Source organism: Ralstonia sp. GX3-BWBA (assembly GCF_003290055.1).
GTDB lineage: Bacteria > Pseudomonadota > Gammaproteobacteria > Burkholderiales > Burkholderiaceae > Ralstonia > Ralstonia holmesii.
Genome location: NZ_QMKS01000004.1, coordinates 35,262 through 55,856 on the forward strand (window position 1 = coordinate 35,262; position 20,595 = coordinate 55,856).

At 64.8% G+C, this 20,595-nt stretch carries 11 protein-coding genes; 3 read left to right on the top strand and 8 right to left on the bottom strand.

Features of this window, described 5'->3' with window-relative positions; genetic code table 11:
- The first annotated feature begins 46 nt into the window (after positions 1 to 46).
- Entirely contained in the window at positions 47 to 604 is a 558-nt protein-coding gene (locus DOD19_RS01915; protein ID WP_024974810.1) for a cob(I)yrinic acid a,c-diamide adenosyltransferase, read from the top strand.
- Between the two features lie 68 nt (positions 605 to 672).
- Here the strand turns inward: DOD19_RS01915 and DOD19_RS01920 are convergent, their stop codons facing one another.
- The 6 genes from DOD19_RS01920 to DOD19_RS01945 all read right to left on the bottom strand — a co-directional run bounded on the left by DOD19_RS01920 (position 673) and on the right by DOD19_RS01945 (position 12,460).
- Positions 673 to 1,575, bottom strand: coding sequence for a mechanosensitive ion channel family protein (locus DOD19_RS01920; protein WP_112183733.1), 903 nt, complete (start codon positions 1,573 to 1,575; stop codon positions 673 to 675).
- 191 nt (positions 1,576 to 1,766) lie between these two features.
- Positions 1,767 to 3,887 (bottom strand): c-type cytochrome, encoded by a 2,121-nt coding sequence (locus DOD19_RS01925; RefSeq protein WP_239497962.1) that lies wholly within the window; start codon positions 3,885 to 3,887, stop codon positions 1,767 to 1,769.
- A gap of 455 nt (positions 3,888 to 4,342) precedes the next feature.
- Complete coding sequence (gene aroG / locus DOD19_RS01930; protein ID WP_012762821.1) at positions 4,343 to 5,422, bottom strand: 3-deoxy-7-phosphoheptulonate synthase AroG; 1,080 nt, start codon at positions 5,420 to 5,422, stop codon at positions 4,343 to 4,345.
- Positions 5,423 to 5,810: 388 nt separating this feature from the next.
- Entirely contained in the window at positions 5,811 to 7,274 is a 1,464-nt protein-coding gene (tldD, locus tag DOD19_RS01935; protein ID WP_112183735.1) for a metalloprotease TldD, read from the bottom strand.
- A gap of 30 nt (positions 7,275 to 7,304) precedes the next feature.
- Positions 7,305 to 8,174 carry a carbon-nitrogen hydrolase family protein gene (locus DOD19_RS01940; RefSeq protein ID WP_024974814.1) on the bottom strand — a complete coding sequence of 290 codons (870 nt, stop codon included), beginning with the start codon at positions 8,172 to 8,174 and terminating at the stop codon, positions 7,305 to 7,307.
- Between the two features lie 5 nt (positions 8,175 to 8,179).
- Positions 8,180 to 12,460 (bottom strand): YhdP family protein, encoded by a 4,281-nt coding sequence (locus DOD19_RS01945; RefSeq protein WP_112183737.1) that lies wholly within the window; start codon positions 12,458 to 12,460, stop codon positions 8,180 to 8,182.
- 175 nt (positions 12,461 to 12,635) lie between these two features.
- Here DOD19_RS01945 and glnE point away from each other — a divergent pair, with 175 nt between their 5' ends.
- Positions 12,636 to 15,479 carry a bifunctional [glutamate--ammonia ligase]-adenylyl-L-tyrosine phosphorylase/[glutamate--ammonia-ligase] adenylyltransferase gene (gene glnE / locus DOD19_RS01950; protein ID WP_112183738.1) on the top strand — a complete coding sequence of 948 codons (2,844 nt, stop codon included), beginning with the start codon at positions 12,636 to 12,638 and terminating at the stop codon, positions 15,477 to 15,479.
- Positions 15,476 to 16,096, top strand: a complete 621-nt coding sequence (gene rrtA, locus DOD19_RS01955; RefSeq protein ID WP_112183740.1) for a rhombosortase — start codon at positions 15,476 to 15,478, stop codon at positions 16,094 to 16,096. The genes glnE and rrtA overlap by 4 nt, the downstream gene beginning before the upstream one ends.
- Before the next feature lie 88 nt (positions 16,097 to 16,184).
- Here the strand turns inward: rrtA and mprA (DOD19_RS01960) are convergent, their stop codons facing one another.
- The gene (gene mprA / locus DOD19_RS01960) at positions 16,185 to 18,242 is read right to left on the bottom strand and encodes an MprA protease, GlyGly-CTERM protein-sorting domain-containing form (RefSeq protein WP_112183742.1); all 2,058 of its coding nucleotides are present in this window, start codon (positions 18,240 to 18,242) and stop codon (positions 16,185 to 16,187) included.
- Positions 18,243 to 18,438: 196 nt separating this feature from the next.
- A complete protein-coding gene (gene mprA, locus DOD19_RS01965) occupies positions 18,439 to 20,418 on the bottom strand; it encodes an MprA protease, GlyGly-CTERM protein-sorting domain-containing form (protein ID WP_112183744.1) in 1,980 nt (659 codons plus the stop codon).
- Positions 20,419 to 20,595: the final 177 nt, after the last annotated feature.

The window sequence follows — 20,595 nt, forward strand, 5'->3', positions numbered from 1 at the left end:
GCGATAATGGCGCCACCAACATTGACGCTATACAGGGAGACGCACCGTGGGCAACCGCCTATCCAAAATCGCTACCCGCACCGGTGACGACGGCACGACCGGCCTCGGCGACGGCAGCCGCACGGCCAAGGACAGCCTGCGCATTGCCGTCATCGGCGACGTCGACGAACTGAACTCGCACATCGGCGTGCTGCTCACGGAGACGCTGCCCGAGGGCGTGCGCGCCGCGCTCACGGCCATCCAGCACGACCTGTTCGATCTGGGTGGCGAATTGTGCATTCCCGGCTACACGATGGTGACGACTGCGCACGTGCTGCGGCTCGACCAATGGCTGGCCGATTACAACGCCGATCTTCCGCGGCTGGCCGAATTCATCCTGCCCGGCGGCAGCCGCGCTGCGGCACAGGCGCATGTCTGCCGCACCGTCGCGCGCCGTGCCGAGCGCAGCATCGTCGCTTTGGGCCGCGCAGAGACCATCGGCGAGGCGCCGCGCCAATACGTCAATCGCCTGTCGGACCTGTTGTTCGTGCTGGCGCGCGTGCTCAATCGCGCAGATGGCGGCACGGACGTCCTGTGGAAGCGAGACGAGCACAAGCCGACCTGATCGCAGTCGGCGCACCAAACAAAATGGCCCGGTTGCGTACCGGGCCGTTTTGCTTTGCAGCGCGTGGATCAGTTCACGCTGGTCGGCGTGGTCGTGGTTTGTGCCACGGCAGCCAAGCCTGCCAACTGCCCCGGCGTCGTGATGGTCAGCGCCTGTGATGGCGTCGGCGCCGGGAAGCCGCCTTCGGCCAGCGCTTCCTTGATCGTGCGGTTGGTGTCGAAATAAACCTGCCAGTAGCTGTCGTTGTGCGTGTACGGGCGCACGGCCAGCACGGGCCCCACCAGGTTGAACTCCAAAATCTCCACGTCGACGGCCGGATCGCTCAGCACGTTCGGAATGGCGGAAACCTTCTCCTTGAGCAGCGCGATGGCGGCGCGGTGGTCGGCGCTTCCGGCCAGTTGCGCCTTCAGCTCGACGCGGCGGTAGGGGTTCAACGTGTAGTTCTGGATCGTGTCTGCGAAGATCTTGCCGTTGCCGACCATCGTGACCACGTTGTCCGGCGTATTGATCGTCGTGGCAAACAGGCCGATCTCCTTGATCGTGCCGGTCACGCCGCCGGCCGTCACGAAGTCGCCCACCTTGAACGGCCGCAGCACGATCAGGAATGCGCCCGCCGCAAAGTTCGACAACAGGCCCGACCACGCCATGCCGATGGCCACACCGGCTGCGGCAATCAGCGCCGCGAACGTCGTCGTCTGGATGCCGAAATAACCCAGGATGCCGATCACCAGCAGCACGTTCAGTGTGACGGTAATGATTGAGCCGACATAGCGCAGCACGGTCGGATCGACCTTCTGTCGGCTCAACGAGCCTTCCACCATGCGCACCGCCAGATTGATCAACCAGCGGCCGACCACCCAGAAGACGATGGCGCCGAGGACCTTCATGCCGACGTCAGCGGCGTATTGCGCCACGATCGCCTGGTACTTGTTTGCGGTGTTGACGGCGGTTTCCGTCAGGGTGTCTGCCATGGATGCCTCCGGGGGAGCAGGGGGAATCCACCTACGATATGTCAAAGACAACGCACTTGTGTGACTTTGATACTTCCTGTTCACATTTGTTATATGTTGCGCCGCGCCAGTGCCCGCACCGGCAACAGAGGGCGCCCCCGACGGCCTTTGCCGTCATTTCATGGCGCCTATGTTGCATGGGAGGGCCGTGGTCAATAGCGAGCATCGCCGGGTTTCTTATCCTTCGGCCAGTCATTGACCTTGGGCGCAAAATCCGGGCGGGGCATGTGTGAGAAGAACTGCGCCACATCCACTGCCTCTTGATCCGTCAGCCCGCCTTGACCCAGCGGGAAGCGATTGTGAAATGCGATCGGCATGTTGTGCTTCACAAAGGCTGCCGCAGTGTAGGTGCGCGCCATGCCTGCGCCAATGTTGAACGACTGGTCACCCCAAAGCGGGGGATAGACATATTGGCCTTGCGCGTTCGTGATGCCTTCTCCGTTGGCACCGTGGCACAGCGCACACTGGGCCGTATAGATATTCCGTCCATTTTCCACATTGGGCACCAGACTCTTGTCGATCTTGCCCACGCCGCGTCCAGGGACCTTGTCTTCCGGCTTGGTCTCGCGCTTCATCCAGTCGAAATAGGCGACCATGGCTTTCATCTCTTCGGAATTCACCGGCAAAGGCTTGCCGTTCATCGAGCGAAGGAAGCAACCATTTATGCGCTCTTCGAGCGTTATGACACGCCCGGCGCGCGGTGCGTAGCTGGGGAAGAAGGCGGAGATGCCGACATAGGGCGAACCGTCGGCAACCGTGCCTGCATTGAGGTGACAACTGGCGCAATTGAGCTTGTTGCCAACATTCTTGGGCAGCATGTTGTGCGTATCGATGTTCAGGCGCGCGCCTAGCACCAACTGCTTGGCGTTGGGTTCATCAAGCACGGCGGCCAAGCGCGGTGTTTCGAACGGGGTGGCATCCAGTTTCCTGACTTCCAGTTCCTTGCGTGCCTTGCCCACGTCCGATGCAGCCACTTGTTGCTGCTTGGCGCTGCCCCAGCTTTCGCGCGTGAAGTTCACGATCTCGGCGATTTCCTGGTCGCCCAGCCGAGCAAACGAAGGCATGGTCAGCACTCGGGCATGGCTGACCGTCTGTGCAGTGGCAGAGCCAGTCAGCAGAATATGCAGCAGTGTGGCCGGGTTGCTCTCGCCCAGTACCGGGTTGCCTGCCAGTGGCGGGAACACGTTGGGCACGCCATCGCCGTTGCTGCGGTGGCAATCGGCACAGAACTGCAGATACCCCAAGCCGCCGCGGCTGGTGTAGAGATTTGGCGGCGGGTTGGGCGTGCCGGTGGCATGCTGCACCGGTTGTGACGCCGCCCCCGCGGCAGGTGGGACGATCACGGGCGCAGGACCTTGCGCAATCTGCATCGGCTTGTCGATTTTGCTGGTGGGCAAGGACTTCAGGTACTCGCCAATCGCCAGCAAATCGCCGTCCGTCATGTACTGCGTGCTGTGCTGTACTACGTCCACCATGTTGCCCGAGACGGCGCCATGGCGGTTGCGCCCGGTCTTGAGCATTTCAGCGACATCCTGCGGTGTCCAGAGGCTGCGCAGACTCAGGGCACGCCAGCCTTCGACCGTTTCACCGGCCAGGAAGTATCTGCCGTTGGAGTCGGCCTCGGTCATGGTCTTTTCCTGAAAGCCGATACCGCGCGGCGTATGGCAGGCGCCGCAGTGCCCCAGGCCTTGCACGATGTAAGCCCCCCGGTTCCACTCCTGAGATTGCGAAGCATTCGGCCGGAACGGCTGGCTATCCAGAAAAGCCCAGTTCCACAGCGACAATCCCCAGCGCTGGTTGAAGGGAAACGACATACCCAGCGGCCTGTTGGTCTGCTGCACTGGCGCCACACCCTTCATCAGATAGGCGTACAGCGCTCGCATGTCCTCCGGCGTCATCTTGGCGTAGGACGGATACGGCATGGCCGGATACAGGTTGTGACCATCTGCGGCGATGCCCCTACGCATCACGCGATCAAACTGGTCAAAGGTATAGCGCCCGATGCCTGTTGTGGCTTCTGGCGTGATGTTGGTCGAATACAGCACGCCAAACGGCGTCTGCAGTGCAAGCCCGCCGGCCATCGGCTTGGATTTATCGCTGGTATGACATGCGACGCAGTCGCCCAGCCGCGCCACATAACGCCCTCGCGCCACTTGCGCGCGCGTCGCATCGTCCATGTTCTTCGCATCGCTCGCAGGCAGGTCGTCAATCACCTGGGGCAACTGCGTATGGGCAGCGGCGATGGTATGAGCCGCGGGTGTCGTCGTACCCAGCGAAGCGCCAGAGGCATGCGTAGGCGCGACCGGCTGTAGTTGGGCTTGCGCCCCGCACTGCCACGCGGCAAATGTCGCGGTCATGAGCATGAACTGCAAAAGCCGCTTTTTCGTACGCTTGGCTGTGTGGGAGTTGGGCATGCTGACTTGTTCTTCCGGGGGGGGGGAGGGTGGACTTAAGGGGGAGTCACCATTTTATTAAGAGGGGTAACCGTAAGATCACATCGTGCTCGCTTCTGTTTGATCTATCGCACGATTGCCCCGTTGGGTGGGTTGCTCACTTCAAGCGCGGGGATCGGGAGCCGATCCAGGTGAGGCAAGACGACAGAGAGAACAACTTGCCCATCGCGGTTCTGGTCAGCCTCCGGATCGCCCCGGCTTGCAGCGTTTGTCCTGCGCGGAAACAAAAAAAAGGACGCCCTACGGCGTCCTTCTTTGCGTCACTCTGTCGTGACTCAGTTGCCGCTGCCCGGCACCAGACGGCGCTTGCGCACGGCGTCGGCCAGCGTTTCCAGCACCTTCACCGAATCGTCCCAGCCGATGCACGCATCGGTCACGCTCTGGCCGTAGGCCAGGTCCGACACCGGCGTGCCCTGCACGTGGTCCTGGCGACCAGCGTTGATGTGCGACTCCACCATCACCCCCACGATGCGGTTGTCGCCGGCAGCCATCTGGCGGCCGATGTCTTCGCACACCGGGATCTGGTTTTCATGCTTCTTGCTGCTGTTGGCGTGCGAAGCGTCGATCATCAGGCGCGCGGCCAGGCCCGACTTGGAGATGGCGTCGCAGGCTTCCTGCACGCTGGCGGCGTCATAGTTGGGCGCTTTGCCGCCGCGCAGGATGATGTGGCAGTCCTCGTTGCCCGCCGTCGACACGATGGCCGAATGGCCGCCCTTGGTGACTGACAGGAAGTGGTGCGGCTGCGATGCGGCCTTGATGGCGTCCACGGCGATCTTCACGTTGCCATCGGTGCCGTTCTTGAAGCCGACCGGGCACGACAGGCCGGAAGCCAGCTCGCGGTGCACCTGCGATTCCGTCGTGCGCGCGCCGATTGCGCCCCAGCTCACCAGATCAGCGATGTACTGCGGGCTGATCACATCGAGGTATTCGGTGCCGGCGGGCAGGCCCAGCTCGTTGATGTTCATCAGCAGCTCGCGCGCGGTGCGCAGGCCGTCGTTGATCTTGAAGCTGCCATCCATGTGCGGGTCGTTGATCAGACCCTTCCAGCCGACCGTGGTGCGCGGCTTCTCGAAGTACACGCGCATCACGATTTCCAGCTCGTTTTTGAAGCGCTCGCGCTGCTCGACCAGGCGGCGGGCGTAGTCCATCGCTGCCTTGGTGTCGTGAATGGAGCAGGGGCCGATGATGACGATCAGGCGGTCATCCATGCCGTGCAGGATGCGGTGCATCGCGTTCCGGCTTTGGTAGATCAGGTCGGACACGGTGTCGCTGCACGGGAATTCGCGGATCAGATGCGACGGCGGCGTCAGCTCTTTCAGTTCGCGAATGCGCAAATCATCGGTGTTCTTCGGCATGGAAAGCTCCGGGGATGTGTCTTGAGTTCTATTGGAAACGTCTACTGTGTTCGGATCGTGTTTCGCGTCGGTGCCGGGGTGGGGCAGGTGACTGGGCGAAAAAAAACCGCCAGGGTCGCTGGCGGTTTTCGGTATCTGCTGGGTGCTTTATTTTTGCTGCAAGCGCCCCTCTCCTTCCGCCAGCGGTGCGAGATGCCAAAAGTAAAAGTAAAAAAACTTGGCGAAGGACATGAGAGGAAAACGCGTCGATGCAGGAAAAATTGTGGCGCAGAGGTGACTTGAAACTACTGCGCCGCACCAATCGAACCGTCTTTATAAACCCTTTCTTTGAGGGCTGCAAGCGCGGATTTTCCGGGCCTGCGGCGCCAAAACGACGGTTTCAGGGCAATCAGGCCGTGCCGCCCACCGTCATGTTCTCCATGCGCAGGGTCGGCTGACCGACGCCCACCGGCACGCTCTGGCCTTCCTTGCCGCACACGCCAATGCCCGAATCGAGGCGCATGTCGTTGCCGATCATGGTCACGTGCTTGAGCGATTCCGGGCCGCTGCCGACCAGCGTCGCGCCCTTGACCGGGGCGGTGATCTTGCCGTCTTCGATCAGGTAGGCCTCGCTGGCCGAGAACACGAACTTGCCGTTGGTGATGTCGACCTGACCGCCGCCGAAGTTGACCGCATACAGCCCCTTCTTGACGCTGGCGATGATCTCTTGCGGGTCCTTGTCGCCGCCGAGCATGTAGGTGTTGGTCATGCGCGGCATGGGCAGGGTGGCGTAGCTCTCGCGGCGGGCGTTGCCGGTCACGGGCATCTTCATCAGGCGCGCGTTGAGCGTGTCCTGCATGTAGCCCGTGAGGATGCCGTCTTCGATGAGCGTGTTGCACTGCGTGGGGTTGCCCTCGTCATCGAGGTTAAGCGAGCCGCGGCGGTTGGCAAGCGTGCCGTCGTCCACCACGGTGACGCCCTTGGCGGCCACGCGCTCGCCCATGCGTCCGGAGAACGCCGACGAGCCCTTGCGGTTGAAGTCGCCTTCCAACCCGTGGCCGATGGCCTCGTGCAACAGCACGCCGGGCCAGCCCGGGCCGAGCACCACGGTCATCGTGCCAGCCGGGGCCGGCTTGGCTTCCAGGTTGACGAGTGCGGAGGAGACTGCCTCGTCCACGTATTCGCGCAGCAGTTCGTCGGTGAAGTAGCCGTAGGCATAGCGGCCGCCACCGCCGGAACTGCCCATTTCGCGGCGCCCGTTCTGCTCGGCAATGACGGTCACGGAGATGCGCACCAGCGGGCGCACATCTGCCGCGATCACGCCGTCGCTGCGCGCGACCAGCATGACGTCGTATTCACCGGCCAGGCCGGCCATCACCTGCACGACGCGCGGGTCCTTGGCGCGGGCAAGCTTTTCGATCCGCTCCAGCAGGGCGACCTTCTCGGAGGCTGTCATCGAATCGAGCGGGTCGTTCGGCGCATACAGCGAGTGGCTGCCCGCGATGCTGGCCAAGCTGCTCGCCACCTTCACGCGGCCGGCGCCGGCTTTGCCGATGGTGCGCGTGGCGCCGGCGGCCTGCATCAGCGCGGGCAGGCTGATATCGTCGGAATAGGCAAACGCGGTGCGGTCGCCCGAGACGGCGCGCACGCCCACACCCTGGTCGATGCTGAAGCTGCCGGATTTGACGATGCCTTCTTCCAGGCTCCACGCCTCGTTGCGGGTGTACTGGAAGTAGAGGTCGGCATAGTTCACGCGGTGCGTGAAGATGTCGGCCAGCGCGCGCTGCAGGTGCGCTTCATCAAGGCCGTAGGGGTCGAGCAGCACGCGGCGCGCGATGGACAGATTCTGGATGGCGATGTCGCCTGCGTTCATGATCGGTTCTCGCAAAAAAATTCGATTGGCTTACATCACGCGGTGCTTGAGCGCCGGCAAGTCCCGGCGCACTTGTGCGATGCGGGCGGGGTCCATGTCGCCGATGGCAACGCCTTCGCCCTCGGGCACGGAGGCGATGACTTCGCCCCACGGGTCGACGAGCATTGAATGGCCCCAGGTACGGCGGCCGTTTTCATGGCGCCCGCCCTGAGCGGCGGCGAGCACGTAACACTGGTTCTCGATGGCGCGGGCGCGCAGCAGGATTTCCCAGTGCGCGGCGCCCGTCACGTAGGTGAAGGCCGCCGGCATCAGAATCAAGTTCAGGTTGCCTTGCGACGCCAGCGCCCGGTACAGCTCAGGAAACCGGAGGTCGTAGCACACCGACATGCCCACGCGGCCGCACGGCGCATCGAAGGTGACCGGCGTGGCGCCGGGCTCGATGGTACGGGCCTCGTCGTAGCGCTCTTCACCGCGGACGAAGTTGAACAGGTGGATCTTGTCGTAGCGCGCGACACGCAACCCGGCCGGGTTGAATGCGAGCGACGTATTGCGCACGCGCTGTTCGTCTTCGCACCACATCGGCAACGTGCCGCCGACGAGCCACAGCTTGTGGCGGCGCGCGGCATCGGCGAGGAAGGCCTGGATCGGGCCCTCCTGGTCGTCCTCGCGGATGGCGACCTTGTCGCTGTCCTTACGGCCCATCATGCAGAAGTATTCCGGCAGCAGCGCGAGTTGCGCGCCCTGGGCGGCCGCCTCGGCAAGCAGCGCATCTGCGCGCGCCAGGTTGGCGTCCACGTCGACGGCCGTCACGGTCTGGATGGCGGCGACGCGAAAAGGTGCATCGAAAGGCGCATCCATACCGGATGCGACGGGGGCCGGGGCAACGGTGGTCGAAGTCATGTGGGCTATTTTGCCGAGGTTTGCGATTGGCTGCCCGAATTACCGTTGGATGCGACTTTCTCGATCTTCGGATCAGCCCAGCTACCGGTCACGTGGTACTGCGTGACGAATGCCTTCGACAACTGATCGCCCAGGACCAACTGCGCGGCCAGCGTGCCCAGCCCGAGGGCCGGATTGATGAACGCCGCCGCCAGCGAGGCCGACGTGGCGTCCACCTTGGGCGTGACCTTCACGCGCAGGTCCTGCGTTTCATCGAGGATGTTGGCCGAGCCTTGCATGGCCACCTGGAACTGCGGGCCCTTGACGGCAAAATCTTCGGTGTGGGCAACGCCGCTGGCGATGGTGCCGGTGGCTGCCACGCTCTCGAACGGCGTGCCACGGCCTGTGGCGCTGCGCAAGTCGGTTGCGAAATGCAGTAGCCCCTGCAGGCTCAGCACGCCGGCCAGCTTGGCCAGGCCCGGATCGACTGGCAGGAACTGGCCGCGCTCCAGGTTCAGCGCCATGCGGCCGTTGAGCGTGGGATAGTCGATCGACATGGGCGAGCCGCGCCAGACCACGCGGCCTTCGAGCTTGCCCTTGGCACCGTCGATCACCTTGGCGAAGCCCATCTTCTGCAGCAGGTCTCCGGTGTCGCGCAGGTCGAGGTTGAAGTCGAGCAGCGTCCGACGCTCAGGATCATCGCCACCGCCACGCAGGCGTCGCGGGATGCGCCACGTGCCGCGTGCCGTCAGCGTGGCGGCGGGCTGCTCGATCTTCAGCGTCTCAAGCGTCCAGACGGGCGCGCCGTCGGTGATCTGGTTGCGCGCCTTGATCTCCAGCTTGCCGAGCGCCTTGCCACGCAGGTCGAATTTGTCGGCAACGAGGTCGACCGATGGAATTTCGTGCGAGCTGCTGGCCAGCGATTCGGTGAGCGCAGTCTCTTCCTTCGCATCCGGGATGCTCATGCGCGACAGACGCATCGTCAGCTCGCCGAAGGGCACGGCGGCGCTTTCGGCGTGCCAGCGCGCGCTGCCTGCAATTTCGCGCGAATCGATGGTCGATTGCCAGTTGGGGCCGTCGCGCGTGGCATCGATGCGCACGGCGTTGAAGTCGCGGCCCAGGATGCGCAGCGTTTGCGCGCGGGCGCTCAGGTGGCTCGGCAGATATGCGCTATGGCTGTCGGAGGCGTTGGCGGCATTGGCCGCATGTTCGGCCGCAGTCTGGCTGGCGCTCTTGTCGGCAGCGGGCGCGGCAAACACCTGGCGCCAGGCGTCGATGTCCAACTGATCCAGCGCCAGGTTGGCCTGCACGCCTTCCTGGGGCTGCGGCACGGGCTGCCGTATGCCGATGCCGCCTCGCAGCACCTCGGTGCCGTTGCCCGTGCTGCGTTGTTCGTAACGCGCGCTGACGATATTGCCGATCTGCAAAACGATTTCGTCGATGGCGTTGTTGGAAGCCAGCGGCTGCATCTCGAAACGCACCGGCAGCGGCTGCCCGGCGGCCTTGTTCAGCGGTGCCGGCAAACGCACCGTCATCGGCGTGAGGTCGGACTGCACCTGGATGAGCGGGCGATGCTGCTTGACGCTGATGGTCGCGCTGTATGGTGCGCTGCCCTCCAGCGAACGGGCGATGGCGGCCACCGGGCTGTTCTCCGGCGTCGTGTCCCGCAGCCCTTGCGCCGATGCGGTGCCCGCCACCTGGATGCGGATCGTGCCGTCGGGTGCGGTGCCGCCCGTGGGGCGGATTTCGCCGCCGGCAAAGCGCGCGCGCAGGTTGTCGAAACCGATGCCTTTTTGCGTAAAGGTCAGCGCGCCGTTGACGTCGGTGAGCGGTGGCGCCTGCGGAACAAGCGTGACGTCATTGCGCACGAACGTGACGCTACCCTGGGCGCGCGTCGAATGCATCTCGTGCAGCGGCAGGTCCAGCTTGAGCGCCAGCGTGGCGTTGCCCTGGGCGTGTGCGTCCTTGGTGAAATGCCCGATCCACTGGCCGATGGGGCTGGCCTCGACGTATTGCAGGAAGTTTTGCGTGGCGCCATCGCCGCGACCATCGATGGTGAGCAGCGGGCTGCGGTCGCCCATGTCGGGCAGGCTGCCATTCACGTCCTGCAGATTCACGCCCATTACCTTGGCGCGCGCCACCTTGAACGACAGGGATGCCCGATCGAAGATCACCGTGCCGTCGATGTTGGTGAACGCCGGCCAGTCACCCGGGTGCGTGGGCACGCGACCCGGCGGATTATGCGCGGCTTCGGGCGGCGCCGATTGGTACGTCACGTCCTGGATCGGCACTTCCACGCGGAAGACGCCCTTGTGCGGCGGCCGGAACGGGAAGTCGTGCAGATCGCCCGCCAGTGCGAAACCGACGTTGTTGGCCGTGCCGGCTTGCAGCGCACCGCCCAGGTAGTCACGCAGATGCTGTCCGATCGACAGCGGCAGGTAGCGCGGCACACGTGGAACGTTAGCGCGGTCCAGCGTGCCCTTCAGATCGATGGTCCCGAGATGGCTGGTGTCTGGCGCGTGACGATAGCTGCCCGTGATGCGCGCCGACAGGTCGTCGTTGGAGAACGCAAGGTTGTCGCTGGTGACGACCAGTTCCTGCTTGCGATACGTCCAGTTGAACGTGCCCTGCAGCCGGTCCAGCGGCACACGGGCGTCGGCAAAGGTGCCGGGCAGCAGCAGCGCGGTGTCATTGGACTCGATGCGCAGCGTGCCCTTGTCGTTGGAGAAGACCGCGTTGCCGGAGATGTTTTCAACGCCGGGCACGGCTGGCTCGGGATGCTGGCCCGGCGGCACCGCGGGCAGCGCGCCGGGGCCGAACGACACCTGGCGCATCGTGGCGCGGCCCGTGAAGTGCACGGGCGCCGGCGCATTTGGCCGCCAGCGGGAGACATCGCGCTGCCAGTTGATGTCGAGATCGTCGATGCGGCCGGACGGTTGTTTGGTACGCAGCGGTTCGAGCACGCCGGCGGGCAGCGGCAGCGCAGTGGCGATGTTGCGCAAGTCTGCCAAATCCAGTGTCGTGGCTTTGACTTGCAGGCTGCGCAGCGCATTGCGCGAGTCGAGCGCCCACCCCACGGTGACATTGCGCAAGCCACGCGGCGTGCCAGCCGGGTTGGCCGGCGCCTGGATGCCGGGTCCTGCCAGTTCGGGCGCCGACGGCGGTTGGGCGGGTGGATTCAGCGGCTGCCAGAGTAACGTGTCGACGCGCAAGGTGTGCTCGCCGCGCGCATTGCGCTGATGCGTGGCGAGCACCTGGAGGCTGCGCAGCTGCAGCGGGTCCAGATCCTTGCGGACCTGCAGATCGAGCTGCTGCCCCGTCAGCCGAGCCTGGCTGCGCGTGAATACGCCGTCGGCAAACTCCACCGAGCCGTCGGAGGTGAGCGTGCCGCTTTTTGCGGCGGCCAGCACGGGCACATAGCGCTGTACGGAAGCCAACTGCAGCGTATCGACCTGCCAGGAGGCCTGGCCGTGCCAGTGGTGCCAGTCGCCTGGGCGGGCTAGCAGGTCGTGACGGAAATCGGCGTGCAGTTTGATGGGGCCGTTGAACAGCGTGGGCGAGGTGCCGCTGGCCTCCAGCCGGTGCCGCGTCGGGCCGCTGCGTAGCTGCACCCGCACATTGCCCAGCGCCACTTCGGGCAGCTTCTGCTGCTCGTCGAGCCAGCGGACGGCGCCTTGCTGGAAATCGATGTCTCCTTGGGAGAGGAGCTGGTCGAGGAAATCGCTGTCGCCGCCGGTGTCCGGGCCGAGTGGCATGCCCGCGACGAGCAAGGCGCCCTGAGCGTTGCGCCGTACCAGCACGTCGGCCTGGCTGGCGTGCAGGGAGGCAAAGGTGATCTGCATGCGCAGCAACGAGCGCCAGGACAGCCGCGCCTGCACGTCCTGTACCGCGAAGGTGCGACGGCCGGCAGTGTCGTGCGCGTCGATGCGCTGGGCGCGGAAGGCCGGGTGCCAGCCCTCCCAGTAGGTCTCAAGCGAGCCGATGCCGACGGTGGCGTGCAGTGCGCTGGACGCCTCGCGCTCCATCCATTCGCGCGCCAGGCTTACGCGCGGCCACAGGATGAAGCGCACCGCCAGCATGCCCACGATGGTCAGGACGGCCAGCGCCGCCGCCGTCTTCCAGAGCACGCGCCACAGCTTGCGCCAGATCGGGGCGCGCAAAACAGTCCCAACGCCCGTGCCGATCCGGCTGACGAATCGCACCAACCACGCCCAGGCCGTGGGCCGGCCCACCCCGCGTGTGGACAGGGTGCTGGCGTGTCCACCATCGGACTTCGGCGATTCTGGGGGCTGGGACGGGCGAGGCATGATGCGGATTATCCGATATTCAGGAGGCGGCGCCACATTTGGAGTTGGGCGTCGCGCCTGCCCAGCGGCAAGCACGCCCAATGCCCATGAACGTTGGTGACCACGGATTGCCCTGCGTTTATCGGCGCGCATTTCAGCGAGAATGGATGTTTCCGCCAATGCTCGATGCGTCCGCATGACTGATTCCGCCTTGTCCGCCCAGCCATTTCTGCAAGCTCCGGCCCGCGTGCCGGAGGCTCCCGCCGCTGCGCTGCCTTTTGCACTTGCGTATTCGCGCTATCTCCAGCGCCAGGCGCAAGCGCGTGAGGGCTGGGCCGAGCGCGTGCAGGCCGGCGCAGGCCACCCGATTGACGTGACGTGGCTGTCGGCGCGCTTTACCGAGTTGTTCGACACCAAGGCCGTGGAGGTCGAGGTTGCGCTCAAGCGCGCCTTGCGCCTGCTGCGCAATGAAGTCTTCGGCGCACTGGTTGAGCGTGACCTGTCCGGCGCCGCGACGCTCGATGAGGTCACGGGCACGATGACCGACCTGGCCGAGTTTGCCGTGCGCATGGCCATTTCCGTGATCGGCCAGGAACTGAGCGCGCTGCACGGCCAGCCGATCGGGCAATCCTCGGGCGAGGTGCAGGAACTGGTGGTGGTTGGCATGGGCAAGCTGGGCGGGCGCGAGCTGAACGTCTCGTCCGACATCGACCTGATCTTTCTCTACGACGATGACGGCGACACGCAGGGCGGCCCGCGCCCGCTCTCCAACCACGAATATTTCACGAAGCTTGGCCGGCGGCTGATCAACGCGCTGGCCGATGTGACGGAGGACGGCTACGTCTTCCGCGTCGACATGCGCCTGCGGCCGAACGGCGATGCAGGGCCGCTCGCGTGCAGCCTGGGCATGCTCGAGGAGTACTTCGTCGTGCAGGGCCGCGAGTGGGAGCGCTACGCCTGGATCAAGGGCCGCGTGATCACCGACCCGGCCAGCCCGCATGCGGCCCGGGTGATTCAACAGTTGGAGCGCGTGACGGGCCCGTTTGTCTTCCGGCGCTATCTCGATTACGGCGTGATCTCCGCCATTCGCGCGCTGCATGCGCAGATCCGCAACGAGGCCGCCAAGCGCAGCAATGGTGCCAACCAGCAGCGCGATAGCACGGGCCACCTGCAGGCACGCTCGCCCAACATCAAGCTCGGGCGGGGCGGCATTCGCGAGATCGAATTCGTCGCGCAGGTGTTTCAGCTCATTCGCGGCGGGCAGGATTTCGGGCTGCGCGTGCGGCCTACGCTGGAGGTGCTTCGGGCGGCGTCAGAGCGTGGCCTGATCGACGCCGAAGCCGTGGCGCGCCTGACCGAGGCCTATCGCTTCCTGCGCCAGCTTGAACACCGCCTGCAGTACATCGAGGACGCGCAAACGCACAACCTGCCGGGCTCCCCGGAAGATCAGCTGCGCGTGGCACGCATGATGGGCTTTGACGATTATGCGGCGCTGGTCACCAAGCTTGAGGCGTATCAAGACGAAGTCGCCCAGCATTTCGATCAGACCTTCTCCGACAAGCAGGACAGCCAGCCGCCGTGTGCCGAAGTCTGGCATGCAGATCTGCTCGACGAGGAGCACACGGAAACCGCCCGCGCACAGCTCGCCGAACTCGGCTACGCGAATCCCGACAGCGTGCTGGAGCGGCTGCGCGCGACGCGCAATTCGCCGCGTTATCGCGCGTTGTCTGAAGTCAGCCGCCAGCGTTTTGACTTGCTGATCAACCGCGCGCTTGACCAGGCATCGCGGCAGACAGATGCCGATGTCACCATCGCGCGCTTTCTCGATTTCTTTGACGCGATCAGCCGGCGCTCGTCGTATCTGTCGCTGCTGAGCGAATACCCGCAGGCCATGGAGCGCGTGGCCCACACGCTGCACGCGTCGCGCTGGGCGGCGGACTACCTCACGCGCCATCCGCAACTGCTCGATGAGCTGCTCGACGTGGAAGCGCTGTCCGCCGAGCCCGATTGGCCCGCCTTCCGTGCGCGCGTGCGAGACCGTCTGCAGGCAGCGTCCGACCATGTCGAGATGCAGATGGACATCCTGCGCCAGGAGCACCATGCAGAAACCTTCCGCGTGCTGCTGCAGGACCTGCAGGGCATGCTGAGTGTCGAGCACATCAGCGACCGGCTTTCCGATCTGGCAGATGCCGTGCTGGACCTGACGCTTGAGACCGTCTGGCAGCAGGTCACCACGCGTCACCGGGAGGTGCCGCGCTTTGCCGTGGTCGCCTACGGGCGGCTCGGCGGCAAGGAACTCGGCTATGCGTCAGACCTCGACGTCATCTTCCTCTACGATGACGATGACGAACGCGCGCCCGATGTCTACGCGTCATTCGCGCGCAAGCTCATCACGTGGCTGACGAGCCATACCGCTGCGGGCATGTTGTTCGACGTCGACACGCGCTTGCGCCCGAACGGCGCGGCGGGCTTGATGGTCACGCACTTCGAAGCCTTCCGCCGTTATCAGATGCGCGAGGGCGACAACGCGGCGTGGGTGTGGGAGCACCAGGCGCTCACGCGTGCACGTTTCTGCGCGGGCGATGCGGAAATCGGCGAGCGCTTCGAGGCGCTGCGCACCGCCGTGTTGCGCCAGGCGCGCGAACCCGGTCCGCTGCGCGACGAGATCGTGGCAATGCGCGAGCGCGTGGCAGAAGGCCATGCGAATCCCACGGGGCTGTTTGATCTCAAGCACGATCGCGGAGGCATGGTCGATATCGAATTCACCGTGCAATTCCTGGTGCTGCTGCATAGTGCGGCGCATGCCGAGCTGACCCTCAACAAGGGAAACATCGCGCTACTGCGCATGGCTGGCGAACTCGGGTTGATCGATGCGACAGCCGCCGCGCAAGTGGCCGATGCCTATCGGGACTTCCGCGCGCGCCAGCACAAGTTGCGGCTCGACGGGCAATCCGTTGCGCGCGTACCGGTCGACACGTGCGCAGACGAGGCCGCGCACGTACGTGCGTTGTGGGAGCAGGTGTTCGGGCCTGCGCAATGAGTGCGCATCGGCAAACGCTGCACACGTGGGGCGCATGCGCCGGTGTGGCCGCGCTGTCGGCGGCCTTCTCTTTCGTGCCGTGGCTGTACGCGGTCGGGCTGTATCAGCGCGAGGCTGTGCGCGCGGGTCAGTGGTGGCGCATCGTCACCGCCATGTGGGTGCATCTAGACACGTGGCATTGGTTGGCGGATGCGATGGCGGCGGTAGGGCTCATCCTGCTGCTGGCGCGTGTGTTGCGGCCGCAAGTCATCGTTGGCACGCTGGTGGTGTGCGGGGTGCTCGTGCAGATCGCACTGCTCAATCAGCCGACGGTGCAGTGGTACGGCGGGCTCTCCGGCGCGCTGCATGGCCTGGCGGCATGGGGCGGGCTGCGGCTGCTGAAGCCGTCTGCGGACGGGGCGGAGGATCGTTTCTCACGCTGGATTGGCGTGGCGCTGTGCGCAGGCGTGCTGGTGAAGGTGTGGCTCGAACAATCGTGGCTGTCGCCCATCGCCTATGACCCGCACTGGGGGTTTGGCGTGGTGCGCATCGCGCATGCATTTGGCGCGGCCAGCGGGTTGCTGATTTGGGTGTTGGGGGAGTGGCGCGCGCAGGGCAGGCGGCAGGCGCACGGTTGATCGCCTGAGCGATCGCATTCGCATGCATGAAAAAACGGACACGCTGGAGGCGCCAGCGTGTCCGTTTTGCGTTTGCACGATAGCTCGATCAGGCTTTGCGACGGCGGAAGGCGAGCGCCCCGCTGATCAGAAGCAGACCTGCCACCCACAGGGGGAGCGCCCCGCCGCCACCGCTCTGGTTCAGCGGGCCTGTGCCGCTCGTGCCACCGCTGAAGGGCAGGGTGCCCGAGCCGGTGCCGGGAGTGGTAGTCGGCGGTGCCGTGACCGTGACGGAAGTCGAGGCCGATGCCGTGCCGCCCAGGTTGTTCGTCACCGTAATCGTGAAGCTGTAGGTACCTGCGGCGCTCGGGGTGAATGTGGCAGTGACGTTGCCGTTGCCATCCGGGCCGGCCACCGTCGGAGTCACGCCCGGCCCGCCGGTCTGCGCCCACTGGACACCCCCACTGGGCAGCGTATTGCCAAAGCCCGCACCAACCACGGCTGTCAGCGTGACAGCGTTGTTGGCCACAATGGTGCTCGCCGAGCTCGATACGGTGACCGTTGGTGTGCCGACCGACAGTGCGATGGCGGCTCCGGCGTCCAGCATGCCTGCCCCACAGATACCCGGGTTCTGCGTGCAGAACGTACCCGCCGGGAATGCGCGCGCCGATTGGCTCAGGATCGCCTGGACATCGTCCACGCTCAACGTTGGCTTGTGGGACAGCAACAACGCAGCAACGGCAGCCACGTGCGGCGTGGCCATCGAGGTGCCCATCTCGGTGGTGTAGTAGCTTGTGCCTGCGTCCGGCGTGGTGAGGCTCTGATTCGACAGCGACACAATTTGTCGGCTGGTGACGGCGCCATTGCTGCCCGTATTGATGATCGCACCAGGGCCGCCTCCAGGGGCACTGAGCGTCGTGCCGCTGCCCACATTGGCGTAGACGGCGAGGTCGCCATCGACCGTATGCGCCGTCACTGCAATCACACCCTTGCAGTTTGCCGGCGAGCTGATGGTATTGAGACCGTCATTGCCCGTCGCCACCACGATGGTCGCGCCACGGGCGCGGGCCGCGCTGATGACGGCTTGTTCTGCACTCGAGCATGCCCCTTGACCGCCCAAGCTCATGTTGACCACCTGCGCCATCGGCGAATTCGGTTGCAGGGCCGTGCCGCCAGCGCCCGGTACATTACTCGCGCCGGTCACCCAGGCAAGGGCATCCATGATGTCCGAGGTGACACCACCGCACCTACCCAGCGCTCGGGCCATCTGGATTGTCACGTTGGGTGCAATGCCGGCAATGCCGACAGAGTTGTGCTGCGCGACGATCTGGCCGGTGACGAACGTGCCGTGCCAACTGCTGTCGGAAGCTCTGCCGCAATAGGTCGGATAGTCGGTTGCGTTCTGGGTAGTCACCCAGTCGCCGGGGTCCGACGGGTTGGTGTCGCGGCCGGCCGGCGTGTCCAGCGGGTCGTTTTCGACGAAGCCCAGCGGCACCGTCTTGTGACTGGCCGGGTCGGGCATCGCGTTGTAGGCATCGTTGCTGATGAAGTCGTAGCCCGGGCGGATATTGGCGCCCACGAAGTCCTCGTGGTTGGCTAACAGACCCGTATCGATAACGGCGACGTTGACTGTACTTGCGCCCTTGGTCGAATCCCATGCGGTCGTGATGTTGGCTCCGCCGACAGCCGTGGTGGCAGGGCCGTTGGCGACAACGGTACTCGGCCACAGGCTCCATTGGTCGACGAACTTCGGATCATTGGGCACGGAGCTAGGCCGCATGATGCGGTCCGGCGACACATACTCGAACTGGCCACTGGCCTCCATCCGTTGGGCCACCGCCTGCGCGTCGGCAACCGACATCGTGCTCGGCAGCGTAACCACGTGTGCGCCGCCCGACATCGCACGCTTATAGGTCACCGGCAGTTGTGCTGCGACCGACCAACGTTGCACTGTCGCAACGTCCGCGCGTGCAATGGGGGCGCCGACCGCAACCGATTGCGTCTTCAGCCCACTGCTTTTCTCTTTGACGATGAGTTGCGTCACCCATTGCAGTTGCGGTGCAGGGCTGGTGGTCCTACCCCCTGCCACCGCCGGCACTGCGTGATACGACACCAGCGCGAGCGCTACCAGCGCCCGAGCCACACCCCCTGAAACCCCTGTCTTCATGCGGACCGCCCCGATTGTTTTTGTGGACTTGTGAAATTTGCCAAGGCATTTTCCTGAAGGATTTCCGGGGCCGCGAACGTGTTTTGGGTTTAAGTAGAAACCCTAGTTTCGTTGGCCGGGGCAGGTATGTTGCCGTCCATCGGGGTGAAAAAAAACCGCCTCACAAGGAGGCGGTTTCGCGATGCGCAGGTCCGTGTCAATGCGAAAGCGAACGCCGCTTCCAACCTGTCAGCCCCCCGGCCACCAGCAGACCTGCAACCCACAGTGGGAGCGCGCCACCGCCACCGCCACCGCTACTGCTAGTCGCAGTACCGCTACCCGTGCCTGAGCCCGATGTCGCCGCCGCCGCGGTAGTAGTCACGCTGACCGTATCTGACGCAGTTGCGCCCGAGCTATTCGTCAACGTCACGCTAAAGCTGTACACGCCCGCGACGCCCGGCGTGAACGTGGCGGTGCTGACGCCGTTGGCATCGGGGCCAGTCGTCGTCAGGGTGATGGGCGTCCCGGCGGTCTGGGCCCAGACGGTGCTGCTGGTCGTTTTGTTATAGCCGGCGCCTCCTATGGACGTCAGCGTGACGGCCGTGTTGGCGGTCACGCTCGACGCCGATGCCGTGGCATGCACGGTCGGCGAGCCTTGCGCCTGCGCGACGGCTGCACCGGCGTCCAGCGTACCGGCACCGCACACGCCAGCGTGTGTTGCGCAGTAAGTGCCGGCCACGAACGGTCGGGCAGATTGCCTGATGATCGCCGTGATGTTGTCTGGGGTCAGTGCCGGCTGAACCGACAGCATCAGCGCTGCGGTCGCGGCCACATGGGGCGTGGCCATCGACGTGCCGATGTCCTGCGCGTAGGCGTCGCCTGCGGGAGATGCCACCGGTGTTGTCGTGCCAGTATTGGACAGCGACACAATTTTGCTGGCGGAGCCGGGAATGACCGTGCCCGCACCGCCGCCAGGGGCGCTGATCACCGTCTGCGCGCCGACATTGGCGTAGAACGCGTTGTCGCCTTCCTGCGAGTGTGCCGTCACGGCGATGGTGCCAGTGCAGTTGGCCGGCGCATCCACGGGCCCAGCTTCGTTGCCGGTGGCCGCCACGATGGTGACGCCCAACGCACGCGCTGCGGTAATGCTGTTCTGCTCGAGTGTCGAGCAGCTTCCGGAACCGCCTAGGCTCATGTTGATGACTTTGACGGGCGTCGGGTTGTTGGTTACGCCCGGCACCGAGCCGCCGGACAGCCACGTCACGGCGTCCATGATGTCGGAGGTTGCGCCGCCGCACTTGCCCAGTGCCCGCGCCATTTGCACACGCACGCGGGGGGCGATGCCTGCGATACCGATGCCATTGTTGCGCTGCGCCCCGATCTGGCCGGCGACGAAGGTGCCATGCCAGCTGCTGTTGCTTACCGAGCTACCGCAAAACGTGGGATACAACGCGGCGTCGCTGCTGGTCACCCAGTCGCCGGGGTCGGAGGGATCGGTATTCGTGAGCGTGTTGTTGGCGCCGTTGTTGACGAAACCGGATGGGATCGTATTGCCCGTCTTCGGATCAGAGCTGCCGGTCATGGCGCTGTTGCTGACGAAGTTGCGGCCCGTGCCGAAGCTCAGCCCAACGAAGTCGGCATGGTCTGCACGGATGCCGGTGTCGACAATGCCAACGCCAACGGTATTGACGCCGGTCGTGGTATCCCACGCGGCTGTCACGTTGGCGCCGCCGGGCGCGCTGGCCGTCGGCGCCAGCAGGTTCCATTGCTGTCCAAACAGCGGATCGGTGGCGAGTGCCATCGGCCGCATGATGCGGTCGGGCGACACATATTCAAACTGGCCGCTAGCCTCCATGCGCTGCGCGACGGTCTGGGCGTCTTCCAGCGTCATGACGTTGGGCAGCGTCAATACGTGGGCCCCGCCCGACATCGGGCGCTTGTACGTCATCGGCAACTGCGCTGCCGCCGACCAGCGTTGCACAGTCGCCACGTCTGCGCGGGTTGACGCGCCGTCTGTTGCAACCGATTGTGTCTTCAACCCCGTGCTTTTCTCTTTCACGACCAGCTGCGTCACCCATTGCATCTGCGTATTGAACGTTGTGGATTTCTCCACGGCCAGCGCTGGCGCAACGTGATACGACACCAACCCAAGCGCTAACAGCGCCTGTACTACACCCCCGGCAACCATTGTCTTCATCGGAGCAGTCCTGTCTTTTTGTAAGGGATTACAAAGCTTGCATTTGCATTGTCCAAAAGGATTGAGACAGCGTGCAGTAGATCGTATTAGGTATAAACCCTAGTATCTGGCGACGGAAGGGGTGTGCAGGAGCACCACAAATGAAAACCGCCTCCAGAGGGAGGCGGTTTCGGTCAA